The following is a 14,460-nucleotide window of genomic DNA, read 5'->3' as shown; positions in this document are numbered from 1 at the left end:
CGGTACGCATGGCGCGGAGGGCTCTGCACGATGAACGCATGGCTGGATCGACGGCGGTTTACCGCCGTCGATCTCCCAGTCTTCGTCAGAATTTGACGCCGACGGATACTGTGACTTCGGTTTCCGCGGCCTCGGAGCCGGTGAGCGCGCCGCCGGGGCGCGTTCTCAGCTTGGCGACTTCGCGGGAGAGCCGGGTGGCCTCGGCGTCTGAAATGACCAGGCCCTTGGCTTTCAAGGCTTTCGACGGATCGCTGAGAAAACTGTCGCCGAACTTTACATCGGTGCTTTTCAGGCTGGCGGCAGTGGTCTTGACGGGACTTTTGGTGACTGCTTTGACCATAATCATGCTCCCTCATGTGACCAGGTGCTTGAGTGCACCGGAAATCTGATCACGAAGCCGGGCAGGTGACTGTGAGATCGATCACAGTCGAGGAGACCGGCGACCGAGCTGCGTTCGTCGGGGAACAGGCTGACACCGCCGCCTATCCACGCTATATGCGCCCTGCAAGTAAGGGATGCCGCCGCCATGACCGCAACGACACGATCGAACGCAAGATTGGCGAACAATGAACTGGACCCGCATCGCAAGAAGCTCCTGTTCCGTTCCTGGCATCGCGGCATGAAGGAGATGGATCTCATCCTTGGCAATTTCGCGGAGCGCGAGATCGCCAGCTTGACCGCCGCCGAGATCCATCAATATGAAAAGCTCCTCGAAATTTCCGACACCGTGCTGATGCCCTGGCTGACCGGAGGCGAACCGGTTCCCGGTGACATCGATCTGCCGATCCTGCACAAGATCCTGGCGTCGCGCGAAACGCTTGAATTCTGAAACGACCATGAGCCTGATACCCAAAATCGGCCTGCCCAAGGGCCGCGCAGCCTCCTGTATCGTCGACGGTGTCGCCGATGGCTTTGAAGCCTTTGCACTGGTTCAGGCGGCGAACGAGATCGCACCCGACGGGCCTCTGCTGTTCGTCGCTCGTGACGGCCAGCGTCTGCCTGCCATCGTCGAGGCGCTTGCCTTTGTCGCGCCCGGACTGCCGGTGCTGGAACTCCCAGCCTGGGATTGCCTGCCTTACGACCGTGTTTCGCCGGGTTCGGATGCCGCCGGGCGGCGGCTGGATGCGCTGGCGGCGATGATCGCTCTGGCCAGGAAGCCGCACCGGGCCATCGTGCTGACCACTGTCAACGCTCTGTTGCAGCGCATGCCGCCCGCCGAATTGCTGGAGGGCCAGACGTTCCACGCCAGGCCTGGCAATCAGGTCGACATGAACAAGCTGATTTCGCGGCTGGAGAATTCCGGCTTCGAGCGCGTGCCGACGGTGCGCGATATCGGTGAATTCGCCGTGCGTGGCGGCATCCTCGATCTCTACGCCCCGGGTTGGAGCGAAGGCCTGCGCCTCGACTTCTTTGGTGACACGCTGGAATCGATCCGCAGTTTCGACGTCGCCAGCCAGCGCACGACCGGCCAGCGCAAGGCGATGACACTGCAGGCGATGAGCGAGGTGGCGCTGACGCCGGAAACCATCAGCCGCTTTCGCCGCTCCTACATCGAGGCCTTCGGTGCGCCGTCGCGCGATGATGGCCTCTATGCTGCGGTCTCCGAAGGGCGTCGCTTCGCCGGCATGGAACACTGGTTGCCGTTCTTCTACGAGCGGCTGGAAACGGTTTTCGACTACCTGCCGGAAGCGCCGGTGGTATTTGATCACCTGTCGCATGAGGCGTTGACCGAGCGGCACGATCTCATCCTCGACCACTATGAGGCACGGCGCAAACAGGCGGATGCGGCGCTCAAGGATGCCGTGCCCTACAAGCCGGTGGCGCCGGCGCTGATGTATCTGGCGCCGGATGATGTAAAGGCGGCAACCGGAGAACGCGAGCAGATCGAATTCACGCCGTTCGATGCACCGGACGCCGGGGGGCGCAAGGTTTTCCACGCCGGTTCCCGTGCCGGTCGCTCTTTCGCCGAGGAACGCGCCGACCCGAATGCAAACGTCTTCGACGTGGCGGTCAAACACATCGCCGAAGAGCGTGCCGCCAGGCGCCGGGTCATCGTCGCCGGCTGGACCGAAGGTTCGCTCGATCGTCTCGGCCAGATCCTGGCTGAACACCACCTCGGCAACATCAAGCAGGTCACGTCGCTCGCCGACGCTGAAAAGCTGGCGCCGGGCGAGGCGGGTCTGGCGGTCCTGCCTCTGGAAACCGGCTTCGAGACCGACGCACTGGTCGTCGTGGCCGAACAGGATATTCTGGGCGACCGGCTGGTGCGCCGTTCCAAGCGCAAGAAGCGCGCTGCCGATTTCATCGCCGAGGCAGCTTCGCTGTCGCATGGCGACATCGTCGTTCACGCCGATCATGGCATCGGCCGGTTCGTCGGCCTGAAAACCATCGAGGCCGCCGGCGCACCGCACGACTGCCTGGAAATCCGCTATGCTGGCGATGACCGGCTGTTCCTGCCGGTCGAGAACATCGAACTGCTGTCCCGCTACGGATCGGACTCGGCCGAAGCCACGCTCGATAAGCTGGGCGGCGGTGCCTGGCAGGCACGCAAGGCCAGGCTGAAGCGCCGGCTGCTCGACATGGCCGGCCAGTTGATCCGCATCGCTGCCGAGCGTCAGATGCGTGCAGCGCCCGCCATGGTGCCCGCCGACGGGCTTTACGGCGAGTTCGCCGCACGCTTCCCTTACGAAGAGACCGACGACCAGCAGTCGGCAATCGATGCGGTGACCGAGGACCTTTCCGCCGGCCGGCCGATGGATCGCCTGATCTGCGGCGACGTCGGCTTCGGCAAGACCGAAGTGGCGCTGCGGGCCGCCTTCATCGCGGCCATGGAAGGTTTCCAGGTCGCCGTGGTGGTGCCGACGACGCTGCTGTCGCGCCAGCATTTCAAGACCTTTTCGCAGCGCTTTTCAGGTCTGCCGATCCGCGTGCGCCAGGCATCGCGGCTGGTCGGCGCCAAGGAACTTGCTGAAACCAAGAAAGGCATTGCCGATGGCACGGTCGATATCGTCGTCGGCACCCACGCGCTGCTGGGTTCCTCCATCTCCTTCAAGAACCTCGGCCTGCTGATCATCGATGAGGAGCAGCATTTCGGCGTCAAGCACAAGGAGCGCCTGAAGGAGCTGAAGAGCGACGTGCACGTGCTGACACTGTCGGCGACGCCGATTCCGCGCACGCTGCAATTGGCGCTGACCGGTGTGCGCGAACTGTCGCTGATCGCCACGCCGCCGGTCGACCGCATGGCGGTGCGCACCTTCATCTCGCCGTTTGATCCGCTGGTCATCCGTGAAACGCTGCTGCGCGAGCGTTATCGCGGCGGCCATTCATTCTACGTCGTGCCGCGGATCTCGGACCTATCGGAAATCCACGATTTCCTGAAGGCAGAAGTACCCGAGCTCAAAGTGGCAGTTGCCCATGGCCAGATGCCGCCGGGCGAGCTCGACGACATCATGAATGCTTTCTATGACGGTCAGTACGACGTTCTGCTCTCCACCACGATCGTGGAGTCCGGTCTCGACATTCCGACGGCCAATACGCTGATCGTGCATCGCGCCGACATGTTTGGCCTGGCCCAGCTCTATCAGTTGCGCGGCCGGGTCGGTCGCTCGAAGGTGCGTGCCTATGCGCTGTTCTCGCTGCCGGCCAACAAGAAACTCACCGACACCGCCGATCGCCGCCTGAAGGTGCTGCAGTCGCTGGACACGCTGGGGGCGGGCTTCCAGCTCGCCAGCCATGACCTCGACATCCGCGGCGCCGGCAATCTGCTCGGCGAGGAGCAATCCGGCCACATCAAGGAGGTCGGCTTCGAACTTTACCAGCAGATGCTGGAAGAGGCTGTCGCAGAGGTGAAGGATTCCGGCGAGGTTGCCGACACCGGCTGGTCGCCGCAGATCACCGTCGGCACCGCCGTCATGATCCCCGAAGGCTACGTGCCGGACCTGCAGCTCAGGCTGGCGCTCTACCGGCGCCTTGGCGACCTGGAGACCACCGAGGAGATCGATGCCTTCGGTGCGGAACTGATCGATCGCTTCGGTCCATTGCCGGAGGAAGTGAAGCACCTGCTGAAGATCGTCTTCATCAAGGCATTGTGCCGCAAGGCCAATGTCGAGAAACTCGACGCAGGTCCGAAGGGCGTCGTGATCCAGTTCCGCAAAAAGGAATTCTCCAATCCCGTGGCCCTGGTCAAGTTCATCGGCGAACAGGGATCCCTGGCCAAGATCAGGCCGGATCAAAGCGTGGTCTTCACCCGCGATTGGCCGACGGCGGAAAAGCGGCTGGCAGGTTCAGCCGTGGTGATGACGCAGCTCGCGAAACTGGCGGTGTAGGTCCTCTAGACCGCCTTTTCCAGTTCTCCGCGCGCCTTGGCTTCGGCCACCTGACGGATGGCGTCGGCGAGCGTGTCGGTGTCCTGTGCGCCCATCACCGCATAGCGCCCCTCGATCAGGAAGCATGGAACGCCGGTGATGCCCATGCGTGCGGCGGTCGCGATCTCGGCCTTCACGGCTTCCACGTCCGCGTCGGTCGGCAGCAAGGTCTCGACGATGGAGACATCCATGCCGGCCTCGCGCGCGGCCTCGATCAGCACATGGGGGGCGCCGGTGTTTTCCCCGCGTTCGAAGTAGGCGCTGAACAAGCGATCGACCAGCTTGTTCTGGACGGCAATACCGGCAGTCCCTGCCCAGCGGATGACGCGATGTGCGTCCAAGGTGTTGGGAGCCACCTTGATGGCGTCGAAGTCGAAGGAAATGCCTTCCGCGGCGCCCAGCGACACCAGGTTGGCGTGGATCTGCTTCAAGCGGTCACCGTCGCCGAACTTGGCCTGCATATAGGCCTTGCGGTCCTTGCCCTCCGGCGGAATGCTCGGGTCGAGCTGGAATGGCCGCCAGCGCATCTCGACGCTTACGTCCTTCAGGCTTGCAATCGCATGCTGCAGCCGCTTCTCGCCGAGGAAGCACCAGGGGCAGACGACATCCGACACCACGTCGATGCTCAGGGTCTCGCTCATCGCTTCGTCCTTTCGCGGTAGGGCAATTCCAGGAGAAGTGAAGCGGTTTCTGTCCGGAATCGCGTACAAACAAAGTGTCAGAGCATTTCCGCGGTGCGCGGAGAAAATCGCTCTGGGGTTCAGTCCGGTTTGCGCCACCATACCGGCAACTGGTAGCCGAACAGCGGCGTTACCTTGGGATGCTCCAGATAGCTCCAGTATGCGACCCACTGGTCGGGATTGTACTGCATCGGCACCATATAGTTGCCCGAGATGAGCAACCTGTCGAGCACGCGTACCGCGGCAACGAAATCTTCCTTGGTGCGCGCGTTGAGCATGGCGTTGATTGCAGCATCCACGGCCGGTTCGGCAACGCCGGCCAGATTGAACGAGCCGTCGACCTTGGCCGCTTCCGATCCCCAGCGCCCTCGCTGCTCGATACCGGGCGAGAGCGAATTGTTGAAGCCGCTGGCGCCGATCAGAACGTCGAAATCGTAACGCTGCTTGCGCGACTGGATCTGGTCGCCATCGAGCGAACGGATCGAAACGGTGATGCCGATCTTGGCCAGCGTGCGCTGATAGAGCGATGCGAGCCGTTCTTCATCCTGCGACGAGGTGAGGATTTCGAATGTAAAGGGCTGGCCCTGTTTGTCGAGCAACTGGCCGTTTTCAATATGATAGCCTTGACCCTTGAGGATCTCGAAGGCCGCCTTCAGTACCTTGCGGTCCTGGCCGCTGCCATCCGTGACGGGAGGCAGCCAGGTGCCGTCCATGACGTCGGCGGGCACGCGGCCTGGATACGGTGCCAGAAGCGCCTTTTCCTTGTCGCTGGCTGGATGACCGAGGGCCGAAAGCTCCGAATCCTGCCAGAAGCTCTTCAGGCGCGCGTAGCGGTTGTTGAACAGGTTCTTGTTCGCCCATTCGAAGTCGTAAAGCATGCCGAGCGCGTGGCGCACCTCGGCATTGGCGAATTTCGGCAGGCGAGTGTTGAAAAGAAAACCGGTGACCACTGGCGGAATACCGCTCTTGAACGTTTCCGCCACCACCTCGCCGCGCTTGAAGGCCGGGAAGTCCATGTCGCGCTCGCGCTTGACCGGATCGGTCTCCATGTTGACGGCGCAGATACCCTTCTTGAATGCTTCAAGCTGTGCGTTCGAATTCAGGAAATATTCGATCGTGATGCGGTCGTAATTGTCAAAGCCGCGCTTGGAAGGGATATCCCTGGCCCAGTAGTCGGGATTGCGCTTGAAGATGATGCGCTGGCCCGGAGCAACCTTGTCGACCGTGTAGGGGCCTGAACCGATCAGCGGCTTCAGGGTCGTCTTGTCGAAGGTCTCCTTGTCGAAGGCGTGTTTCGGGATAATCGGCGTCATCGCGATGATCAGCGGAAATTCCCGGTCCGACAGCTCGTTGAAGGTGAAACGCACGCTGCGCTCGCCGGTCTTTTCCAGCTTCTCCACCCGCTTCATGCGATCGGAATAGGGCGGCCGACCCTTTTCGGTGAAGACGTCATAGGTGAACAGGACATCCTCCGGCGTTACCGGTTGCCCGTCCGACCACCTGGCCTTGGGATCGATGTGGAACTCGATCCATTTGCGCTCCGGATCCATGTCGACGCTATCGGCAAGCAGGCCGTAGAGACCAAACGGCTCGTCGTAGTTGCGCTGCATCAACGGCTCGAAGACGAGGTTGCCATAGATCGTGTCGATCATGCCGCGCGCTGTGGTGCGCAGGCTCTTGATGATGAAGGGATTGAGATTGTCGAACGAGCCGACCACGCAATAGGTGACGTTTCCGCCCTTCGGCGCATCGGGATTGGCGTAGCGGAAATGGCTGAACCCGGCCGGCAGTTCCGGCTCGCCCTGCATGGCGATGCCGTATTTCGGCTCAGCCAGGGTCGAGGCGCTGCCAATCAGAAGAAACGCGGCGGTCAGCCAGTAAAAAGAGCGGCTCATGCCGTATCCTCGAACGGAACGTGTGATTCGAGACGCAACCTAGCATGAGCTGTGGCCGTACCGTGGCCATAGTCAACAAATGGTCGGGCAACTGGCGCAAGCCGACTGACGAAGCTGGCAAAGAACAGAACGGCCAAACTGGGCAGGAAATGCGCTGGTGGGCTGGATTCGGGAACAATGCCGGTGTAACACGCCGGGCGAAGTCATTCTGTTGCCTCATTTGGGCAAGAGGTAGCACGCCAAGGTCTGAAGGCCGCTACGGGGATCAAGGTAGAGGAAGTTCATCATATGAAGAGCCTGAACAGCAAAGCTCATCGTCTTTCGCTCATGGCCGCTGGCGTCGTCGGCATCCTGGGTGCGGGCGTTCCGGCTGCTTCCGCTCAGCAGCAGATCCCGCAGGGCTGGTTCAAGGCCTGCACCAAGCAGGAAGATGTCGACATCTGCAACGTGCAGAACATCCAGACCGCCGGCAACGGCCAGTTGATCACCGGCGTCAGCCTGATCGACCTGCGCGGCAAGGTGAACCGCAAGGTGTTCCAGGTCACCGTACCGAGCGGCCGTCTGGTTCCTCCCGGCATCGCACTCCAGATCGACAACAACAAGGCGCAGAAGCTCGACTATGTCATCTGCTTCCCGGATCGCTGCGTTGCCGAGGTGCCGCTGACCGACCAGCTCGTCACCTCCTTCAAGAAGGGCCAGCAGATCACGCTGACCTCGATCAATTTCCAGGCACAGCCGAACCCGATCAAGATTCCGCTGACAGGTTTCGGCACCGCCTTCGACGGCCCGGCCATGCAGCAGTCTGACATCGAAGACCGTCAGAAGAAGCTGCAGGAGTTCGTTAACAAGAACAACCAGGACTTCTCCAAGAAGCTCAAGGAAGAGCAGGAGAAGGCCAAGACGGCACAGTAATTGCCACTCGAGGGCCATGAAGCACTTGAAACCCCGGCTCAGGCCGGGGTTTTTTGTTGGCGGGATGCCTCGCCCGTCAGATAGCGTTCACGCAGCATGGTCTGGCCCTTGGCGGGCTTGTCTTCTCCATTGCGACGGGAGGAACTGCAATGAAACGCGAAACGCTTCTGACAGCACTGACCGTGACCAATCTTGCCTTGCTTTTCGGGATGGGACTGGACCGGGTGTTGCCCGCACGAGCCCTAAGCGAGCCAGGTATCTTGCGAGGCAATGGACTGGAGATTATCGACAAGGAGGGGCGGCTGCGTGCCACCATCACCATCCAGCCTCCAGCCGAGGGCGCTACTGAAACAACCTTGTTGCGGCTGATCCAACCCGACGGCCAGCCTGCGGTAAAGATTGGCGCTTCTCTCACGGGTGCGGGACTGAGCTTTGTCGGCGGTGACGACCAAAGTTATGTCATCCTTGATGCGGATGGGGCTGAAACCAGGCTCAAAATGATGGAGCCCGGTGGTCGCGAGCGGCTTCTCACGCCCTGAGCGTTCCTCTTGCAAGCCGGCTTCGTTCACGCCGTCGTCATGCCGGGCCGCTATGAGCGGCGCCGATCCCGGCGATTTTCAAATCGCCTTTTCCGGCACGGAGCGATTCTTTATGCGGATGGCACGGCTCGGGGCGGCACTGGCCGCCATGCTGACGATGACGTTCGGATCTGCCGCGGGGCAGGATCGCGCTGCACTCGTCCTCGAGCGCCTGCAGCATGCAAACCAATGGCGTGATCATGTCATGGTCGTGGCGCATCGCGCCGGTGGCCTGCAGGGCGGCAAGGCACGCTTCCCCGAGAACTCGCTGGCTGCCATCGAGGATGCCATCTCGGCGGGTGCGGAAATGATCGAGGTCGATGTGCGCCGTTCGAAGGACGGCACCTTCATCATCATGCATGACAGCTGGCTCGACCGTACCACGACCTGCAAAGGCGAGGCTGCGGAACGCTCCGTTCTGGAGCTCAAAAGCTGCCGGCTGGTCATCGAGGCGGGACGCGTCGAAACGAACGAAACTGTCTCGACACTCTCCGAATTGCTTGCTGTCACGCGCGGGCGCATCCTGGTCAATGTCGACAACAAGCTTGGCACTGACGCATTGCCCGGAATCATTGCCGAGGCGAAGGCGCTTGGCATGGCCGAACAGGTCGTGGTCAAGGAGAACATCTGGAGCGACGCACGCATCACCGAGGTGGGGGCCGCTCTGAAGGCCGCGGGCAGGGGCTTCCAGTTCATGCCGATCATTGCCGACGATGCCGTGCGCGATGCGGCTTTTGTCGAGAAGGTTGCCCGGACCTTCAATTCCCATGCGATGGAATTGATCAACTGGCGCAATGGTGCCGAGACGCTGACCGAAACCGGTGGTGCGCTGTTCTCAACCCGAATGCGTGCAACTGCCGTGCGTGGCGGCTGGCATCTGTGGGCGAACACCTATGCCATCCTCAACAAACCTGGCGGGTTCCTAGCGGGGGGGCGCGGTGATGAATTGGCCGTAGCGGCGGCCATGCCTGCCGAAAGCTGGGGTTTCTGGGCCGAGCGCGGCGCCACCATCATCCAGACGGATGAGCCGCGGGCTGCGATCGAGTGGCTGGCGGCCAAGGGCTATCGTGTGCCCTATGGTGAAAGGCGGCCTGAAGTGCCGACGACAACAGCCAGCATCAATTGACCCTGCAAGGGCAGCGGGACAGCTTCTGCCCTCAGGCAAGCAAAAAGGCCGCCCGAAGGCGGCCTTTTCGATCGATTCCGTGAAACGCTTAGCGCTTCGAGAACTGGAAGCTGCGGCGGGCCTTGGCCTTGCCGTACTTCTTACGCTCGACGGTACGGCTGTCGCGGGTCAGGAAGCCGCCCTTCTTGAGAACGGCGCGCAGCGCCGGCTCGTAGTAGGTGAGCGCCTTGGAGATGCCGTGGCGCACGGCACCGGCCTGGCCGGAGAGACCACCGCCGGTAACAGTGGCGACGATGTCGTACTGGCCGGCGCGGTTTGCCGCGATGATCGGCTGGTTGAGGATCATCTGCAGGACCGGACGCGCGAAATAAGCGCCGAATTCCTTGTCGTTGACAGTGATCTTGCCGGAGCCGGGCTTCACCCAGACGCGGGCGATGGCGTCCTTGCGCTTGCCAGTGGCATAGGCGCGGCCCGACTTGTCGAGCTTCTGGACGTGGACCGGAGCGGCCGGCTGCGCGGTCTGCGCGACCGAGCCGAGTTCTGCGAGCGAGGAAAGCTCAGCCATTATCAAGCCCTCTTGTTCTTGGCGTTCAGCGCGCCGACGTCGAGCGTCACAGGCTGCTGGGCGGTGTGCGGGTGCTCAGCGCCGGCATAGACGCGGAGGTTCTTCATCTGGCGACGGCCGAGCGGGCCGCGCGGGATCATGCGTTCAACGGCCTTCTCGACAACGCGCTCCGGGAAGCGGCCTTCGAGCAGCTGGCGCGCAGTGCGCTCCTTGATGCCGCCGGGGTGACCGGTGTGCCAGTAGTAGACCTTGTCGGTGTACTTCTTGCCGGTGAAAACGACCTTGTCGGCGTTGATGATGATGACATTGTCACCGTCGTCGACGTGGGGCGTGAAGGTGGGCTTGTTCTTGCCGCGCAGGATGTTGGCGACGAGCGATGCCAGACGACCGACGACGAGACCCTCGGCGTCGATCAGCACCCACTTCTTCACCACGTCCGCAGGCTTCTGCGAAAAGGTTGCCATGGTTACATGCTTTCGTTTCGGACCTTCAAAAGAAGGCGTTTCTTGTTGCTTTCATTGGCAGCCGGCATCGGCCCGTTGCCAATAACAAAACGGCGGCCTTTGCAGGCCGCTGCTTTGCGTCGGCTTATAGGAGAGGCCATTGCTGTCGTCAAGCGATCGAAAATCAAGGGTTTTTCAAAAAATAGTTTAAAAACAATATGTTAAAAGTGAGGTATTATTTTACCGCATTCCGGCCGCCTGAATAAGGCCGCGTTTCTCGCCATTCACAGCCTCGGGGCCGTCTGCACAGACACAATCACGATCGAAGCGTTCCTGGGCTGCAATCACCGCTTCGATATTGGCTTCGGCCCACTCCGTGATGGCCGAGAGTTTCTCGGCGAGCGTGTTGCCCAGCGGGGTGATCGAATATTCCACGGTAACCGGTACGGTGGCGAAGACCTTGCGCGCGATCAACCCGTCGCGGCCGAGCCGTTTCAGGGTCTGCGACAACACTTTTGTCGAGATGCCTTCGACGTCGCGGCGCAATTGGTTGAAGCGCACCGGTCCGTCCGAGATTTTCCACAAGACCAGCGCAGTCCATTTGTCCGCTATATGATCGAGCAGCAGCCTTGTCGGGCAATTCTCGGCATAGACGTCATAGTTGCGCATGGCTGCTTGTCCGTCGGGGCGATTACCTGCCGGTAACTTGGGTGCGGCACGCACCACCTTGTAACCGGACAGTGCCTTCTTTTTATCTACGTTTCCCATGGCTAACAAGCTTCTGTTTGAAACCCGCTTTCGAAAAGAAAGCGTCAGGAGTTTGATATGTCCAAAGGAAAGATCCTGGTTCTGGCGGCGACAGGCAATGTCGGAGCACCGCTGGTCGCCGAATTGTTGCGTAAGGGAGAGCAGGTCAAGGCGGCAAGTCGTGCTGCCTCCCCGAGCCTGCCGGCCGGTGCCGAACCCGTCCGGCTCGACTTGTCCAATCCGCACAGTCTTGAGCCGGCGCTGGACGGCGTCGATCGCATCTATGGCGTTTCCCCGGCGGGTTACCTCGACCAGCTCGGCCTGTTGGGGCCGGTGGTGAGGGCCGCAGCGTCACGCAAGATCAAGGTGGTTCTCCAGACGGCGATCGGCGTCGACGCCAGCGATGCCATTCCGTTCCGGCAACTGGAACTGCAGCTTGAACGCTCCGGCACGCCTTTCGTGATCCTGCGCCCCAACTGGTTCAGCGACAATTTCGCGACTTATTGGGCGAGGGGCGTGCAGGCCGGTGAAATTCGCGTGCCGGCGGGTGAGGGGAAGACAAGTTTCATTGATGCCCGTGACATCGCCGCTGCTGCCGCCGGCGCGCTGGTGACGAGCCGCCATGACGGCAAGGCGTTCGCGCTGACCGGTTCCAGGGCGTACAGCTATGCCGAGGCAGCTGCGCTGTTGTCGGAGGCGCTCGGCCGGACAATCCGCTACAGTTCGATAGACGACCGCACCTTCATCGCCGAAACGGTGGCCGGCGGACTGTCTCAGGGCTATGCCGAACTTCTGGCGGCAATCTTCCATCCCGTCGCCGAGGGATGGGTGGCTGCGACGACCGACGCAGTCGAGACCCTTTCAGGAAACAGACCCCGCTCGCTCGAAGAATCGATTGGCGACGTCGTTCGCCGGCTCCAGGCTCAGCCAGCATAGCAAAAACCGTGTCGAAGGCCGGGTTGCTCCCGGCCCTCGACGTGTTTTTCAATCAATTCCACGCGGCGCCAGCCACCTGCCGCACGCTGGCGTTCAGCCGGTTCCACACGTTGATCTGGGCGATCTGCAACAGCAGCCCGGAGATGGCCTTCTCGTCGTAATGTTTGGCGGCTTCATTCCAGACATCGTCCGGCACTGCGTCGGAGCGGTCGGCAATGCACGTCACGGCCTCGGTGAGTGCAAGCGCCGCGCGCTCGGCCTCATTGAAGAACGGTGTATCGCGCCAGGCCGCCACCGCAAAGATACGGCGGTCGGTCTCTCCCGCCTTCTTCAGTTCCTGCGCATGCATGTCCACGCACACGCTGCATCCATTGATCTGGCTGGCGCGCAGATGGACGAGTTTGGTGGTGACCTCGGAAAGGCCGCTCTTTTCCGTCGCCTTGTTGAGCGCCATCAGCGCCTGCATGGCTTCGGGGATTACAAAGACGGGGTTCTTCATTCGGGCCTGCATGGCTTTCATCTCCGTGTTAGATCGAGGTTCACGACGATTTCCGCGCCCTGTTGGTCACATCGGCCGGATTTCGTTCGTCATCGGCATGACGCACGGCAGACAGGGAATGTGACCGATGGACGAAAAAAAGTTTCTGGCAGGCCAGTTCGAGGCAAGTCGCGCTCATCTGAGAGCCGTTGCCTTCCGCATGCTCGGCTCCCGCACCGAGGCCGAGGACGCCGTGCAGGAAACTTGGCTGCGGCTGAACCGGACCGACGTTGGCGACGTCGAGAACCTCGGTGCCTGGCTGAGGACGGTGACAGCGCGCATCTGCCTCGACATGCTGCGCTCACGCAAACTGCGTCGTGAAGATCCGATCAGTGACGGGGAGCACGATCTGCCGTCCGAAGCCGGCACAGCCTCCTACGATCCCGAGTACCAGCTCGCCATGGCCGATTCAGTTGGTCTTGCCATGCTCATCGTCCTGGAGACGCTTGGGCCGGCCGAGCGGGTCGCTTTCGTCCTGCACGACATGTTCGACCTGCCGTTCGATGACATTGCCCCGATCGTCGGGCGCACGACCGATGCAACGCGCAAGCTGGCCAGCCGCGCCCGCCAGCGCGTGCAGGGCACCTCGGTCTCGCCCGAAGCGGATCGTGCCCGCCAGCGCAAGGTCGTCGAGGCCTTTATCGCCGCGTCGCGTGACGGCAATTTCGAGGCGCTGCTCTCGATCCTGGATCCGGAGGTCGTGTTCCGGGCCGATGAGGCCGCGATGCGATTGGGCTCCGAGGCCGAATTGCGTGGGCCGACGGCCGTTGCCAATGCGTTCAACGGCCGCGCCCGTGGGGCAAAACCGGCCATGCTCGACGGTGCGCTCGGCGTGGTGGTCGAGGCCGGTGGCCGGACGCTGCTTGTCCTGCGCGTCGCACTGAAAGGTGATCGCATTGCCGGCATCGAGGCTGTGGCGGATCGCGAAAGCCTGGCCGGGTTGGACGTGACGGTGCTCGACTGACCGTGATCAGCGCTTCGGTGGGATCGAATACGTGCCGGTGGCCTGGGCGACGGTGTGGCCCGTTGCTCCGGCGACGATATCGATGTCGTAGACCATGAGGCTCCGGCCTAGTTTCAGGATGCGGCAGTGGCCGAGAACCGGCCCAGCATCGGCCTTGCGCATGAAGTTGATGTTGAGATTGGTGGTGACGGACAGCGCATCCGGGCCGGCGTGGGAAAGCACGCAGACATACCCGCCGATATCGGCCAGCGTGAACAGGCAGGGGCCTGACACGGTGCCACCGGGACGCAGGTGCCGCTCGTCGGCATTGAGACGAACCGTGCAGCCGCCCGGGAAGATGTCGACGGCCTCATAGGCGAGATAATCGTCGTTGAGCTGCGGGTAGACGGATTTCAGGAGGGCGTTTGCCTCGCCTGCGGTCAGCACCGGCCTGAGATCGTCCTGCATCGGCATGGCATCGTCCGTTCATTGTCGTGGCGCTTCGGTCTTTGCCCGACGCCTGTTATGATCCCAGGGCAACTCCAGGGAAACTGTGTAATGGTCTTCCGTCCGGAATTGCGAAAGAACAAGGAGTTAGAGCGCTTCCGCGTTTCCGTAGAAAACGGAAACGCTCTAAAGTTCAGAAAGCATGCTCAAAGCCTTTCCTTCAATCGGCAGCGTGCTAGTTCTTTTGTTCCATACTGAACGAATCCGACGGCGGGGTCGTCGAGCA

At 61.8% G+C, this 14,460-nt stretch carries 15 protein-coding genes; 7 read left to right on the top strand and 8 right to left on the bottom strand.

Annotated features, from left to right (window positions below):
- Window positions 1–85 precede the first annotated feature (85 nt).
- Window positions 86–340, bottom strand: coding sequence for a hypothetical protein (locus tag ACFWYE_RS07145; protein ID WP_165358006.1), 255 nt, complete (start codon window positions 338–340; stop codon window positions 86–88).
- Between the two features lie 186 nt (window positions 341–526).
- Here ACFWYE_RS07145 and ACFWYE_RS07140 point away from each other — a divergent pair, with 186 nt between their 5' ends.
- Both ACFWYE_RS07140 and mfd read left to right on the top strand, forming a co-directional pair.
- Window positions 527–829, top strand: a complete 303-nt coding sequence (locus tag ACFWYE_RS07140; protein WP_379072760.1) for a succinate dehydrogenase assembly factor 2 — start codon at window positions 527–529, stop codon at window positions 827–829.
- 7 nt (window positions 830–836) lie between these two features.
- The gene (mfd, locus tag ACFWYE_RS07135; RefSeq protein ID WP_379110446.1) at window positions 837–4,325 is read left to right on the top strand and encodes a transcription-repair coupling factor; all 3,489 of its coding nucleotides are present in this window, start codon (window positions 837–839) and stop codon (window positions 4,323–4,325) included.
- 5 nt (window positions 4,326–4,330) lie between these two features.
- Here the strand turns inward: mfd and ACFWYE_RS07130 are convergent, their stop codons facing one another.
- Both ACFWYE_RS07130 and ACFWYE_RS07125 read right to left on the bottom strand, forming a co-directional pair.
- The gene (locus ACFWYE_RS07130; RefSeq protein WP_379110444.1) at window positions 4,331–5,005 is read right to left on the bottom strand and encodes a DsbA family oxidoreductase; all 675 of its coding nucleotides are present in this window, start codon (window positions 5,003–5,005) and stop codon (window positions 4,331–4,333) included.
- 119 nt (window positions 5,006–5,124) lie between these two features.
- Complete coding sequence (locus tag ACFWYE_RS07125) at window positions 5,125–6,939, bottom strand: extracellular solute-binding protein (RefSeq protein ID WP_379110442.1); 1,815 nt, start codon at window positions 6,937–6,939, stop codon at window positions 5,125–5,127.
- Between the two features lie 288 nt (window positions 6,940–7,227).
- On the opposite strand from ACFWYE_RS07125, the gene ACFWYE_RS07120 reads away from it, so the two are divergent.
- From ACFWYE_RS07120 to ACFWYE_RS07110, 3 genes are all read left to right on the top strand, one after another.
- Window positions 7,228–7,851: an invasion associated locus B family protein gene (locus ACFWYE_RS07120; protein ID WP_129410386.1), complete on the top strand. Its 624-nt coding sequence runs from the start codon at window positions 7,228–7,230 to the stop codon at window positions 7,849–7,851.
- A 149-nt stretch (window positions 7,852–8,000) separates the two neighbouring features.
- A complete protein-coding gene (locus ACFWYE_RS07115; protein WP_379072754.1) occupies window positions 8,001–8,390 on the top strand; it encodes a hypothetical protein in 390 nt (129 codons plus the stop codon).
- 112 nt (window positions 8,391–8,502) lie between these two features.
- Window positions 8,503–9,555, top strand: a complete 1,053-nt coding sequence (locus ACFWYE_RS07110) for a glycerophosphodiester phosphodiesterase family protein (RefSeq protein ID WP_379110441.1) — start codon at window positions 8,503–8,505, stop codon at window positions 9,553–9,555.
- 88 nt (window positions 9,556–9,643) lie between these two features.
- Here the strand turns inward: ACFWYE_RS07110 and rpsI are convergent, their stop codons facing one another.
- From rpsI to ACFWYE_RS07095, 3 genes are all read right to left on the bottom strand, one after another.
- The gene (gene rpsI / locus ACFWYE_RS07105; protein ID WP_129410384.1) at window positions 9,644–10,120 is read right to left on the bottom strand and encodes a 30S ribosomal protein S9; all 477 of its coding nucleotides are present in this window, start codon (window positions 10,118–10,120) and stop codon (window positions 9,644–9,646) included.
- 2 nt (window positions 10,121–10,122) lie between these two features.
- Window positions 10,123–10,584, bottom strand: coding sequence for a 50S ribosomal protein L13 (gene rplM, locus ACFWYE_RS07100; protein ID WP_129410383.1), 462 nt, complete (start codon window positions 10,582–10,584; stop codon window positions 10,123–10,125).
- Window positions 10,585–10,803: 219 nt separating this feature from the next.
- A complete protein-coding gene (locus ACFWYE_RS07095; RefSeq protein ID WP_379110440.1) occupies window positions 10,804–11,331 on the bottom strand; it encodes a winged helix-turn-helix transcriptional regulator in 528 nt (175 codons plus the stop codon).
- Window positions 11,332–11,388: 57 nt separating this feature from the next.
- Between ACFWYE_RS07095 and ACFWYE_RS07090 the strand changes: the two genes are divergently transcribed.
- On the top strand, window positions 11,389–12,246 hold the full coding sequence (locus tag ACFWYE_RS07090; protein ID WP_379110438.1) for an NAD(P)H-binding protein: 858 nt from the start codon (window positions 11,389–11,391) through the stop codon (window positions 12,244–12,246).
- A gap of 52 nt (window positions 12,247–12,298) precedes the next feature.
- On the opposite strand, the gene ACFWYE_RS07085 is transcribed toward ACFWYE_RS07090, so the two are convergent.
- A complete protein-coding gene (locus tag ACFWYE_RS07085; protein ID WP_379110436.1) occupies window positions 12,299–12,757 on the bottom strand; it encodes a carboxymuconolactone decarboxylase family protein in 459 nt (152 codons plus the stop codon).
- A gap of 115 nt (window positions 12,758–12,872) precedes the next feature.
- Between ACFWYE_RS07085 and ACFWYE_RS07080 the strand changes: the two genes are divergently transcribed.
- Window positions 12,873–13,748, top strand: coding sequence for a sigma-70 family RNA polymerase sigma factor (locus ACFWYE_RS07080; RefSeq protein ID WP_379110434.1), 876 nt, complete (start codon window positions 12,873–12,875; stop codon window positions 13,746–13,748).
- Between the two features lie 6 nt (window positions 13,749–13,754).
- Here the strand turns inward: ACFWYE_RS07080 and ACFWYE_RS07075 are convergent, their stop codons facing one another.
- A complete protein-coding gene (locus ACFWYE_RS07075) occupies window positions 13,755–14,201 on the bottom strand; it encodes a PaaI family thioesterase (protein ID WP_379110432.1) in 447 nt (148 codons plus the stop codon).
- Window positions 14,202–14,460 lie beyond the last annotated feature (259 nt).

Origin of the sequence: Mesorhizobium sp. NPDC059025, assembly GCF_042739655.1 — a bacterium.
Taxonomy (GTDB): Bacteria; Pseudomonadota; Alphaproteobacteria; order Rhizobiales; family Rhizobiaceae; genus Mesorhizobium.
The sequence above is the reverse complement of the archived record's forward strand: the minus strand, read 5'-3'. Positions and strand labels throughout refer to the sequence as shown.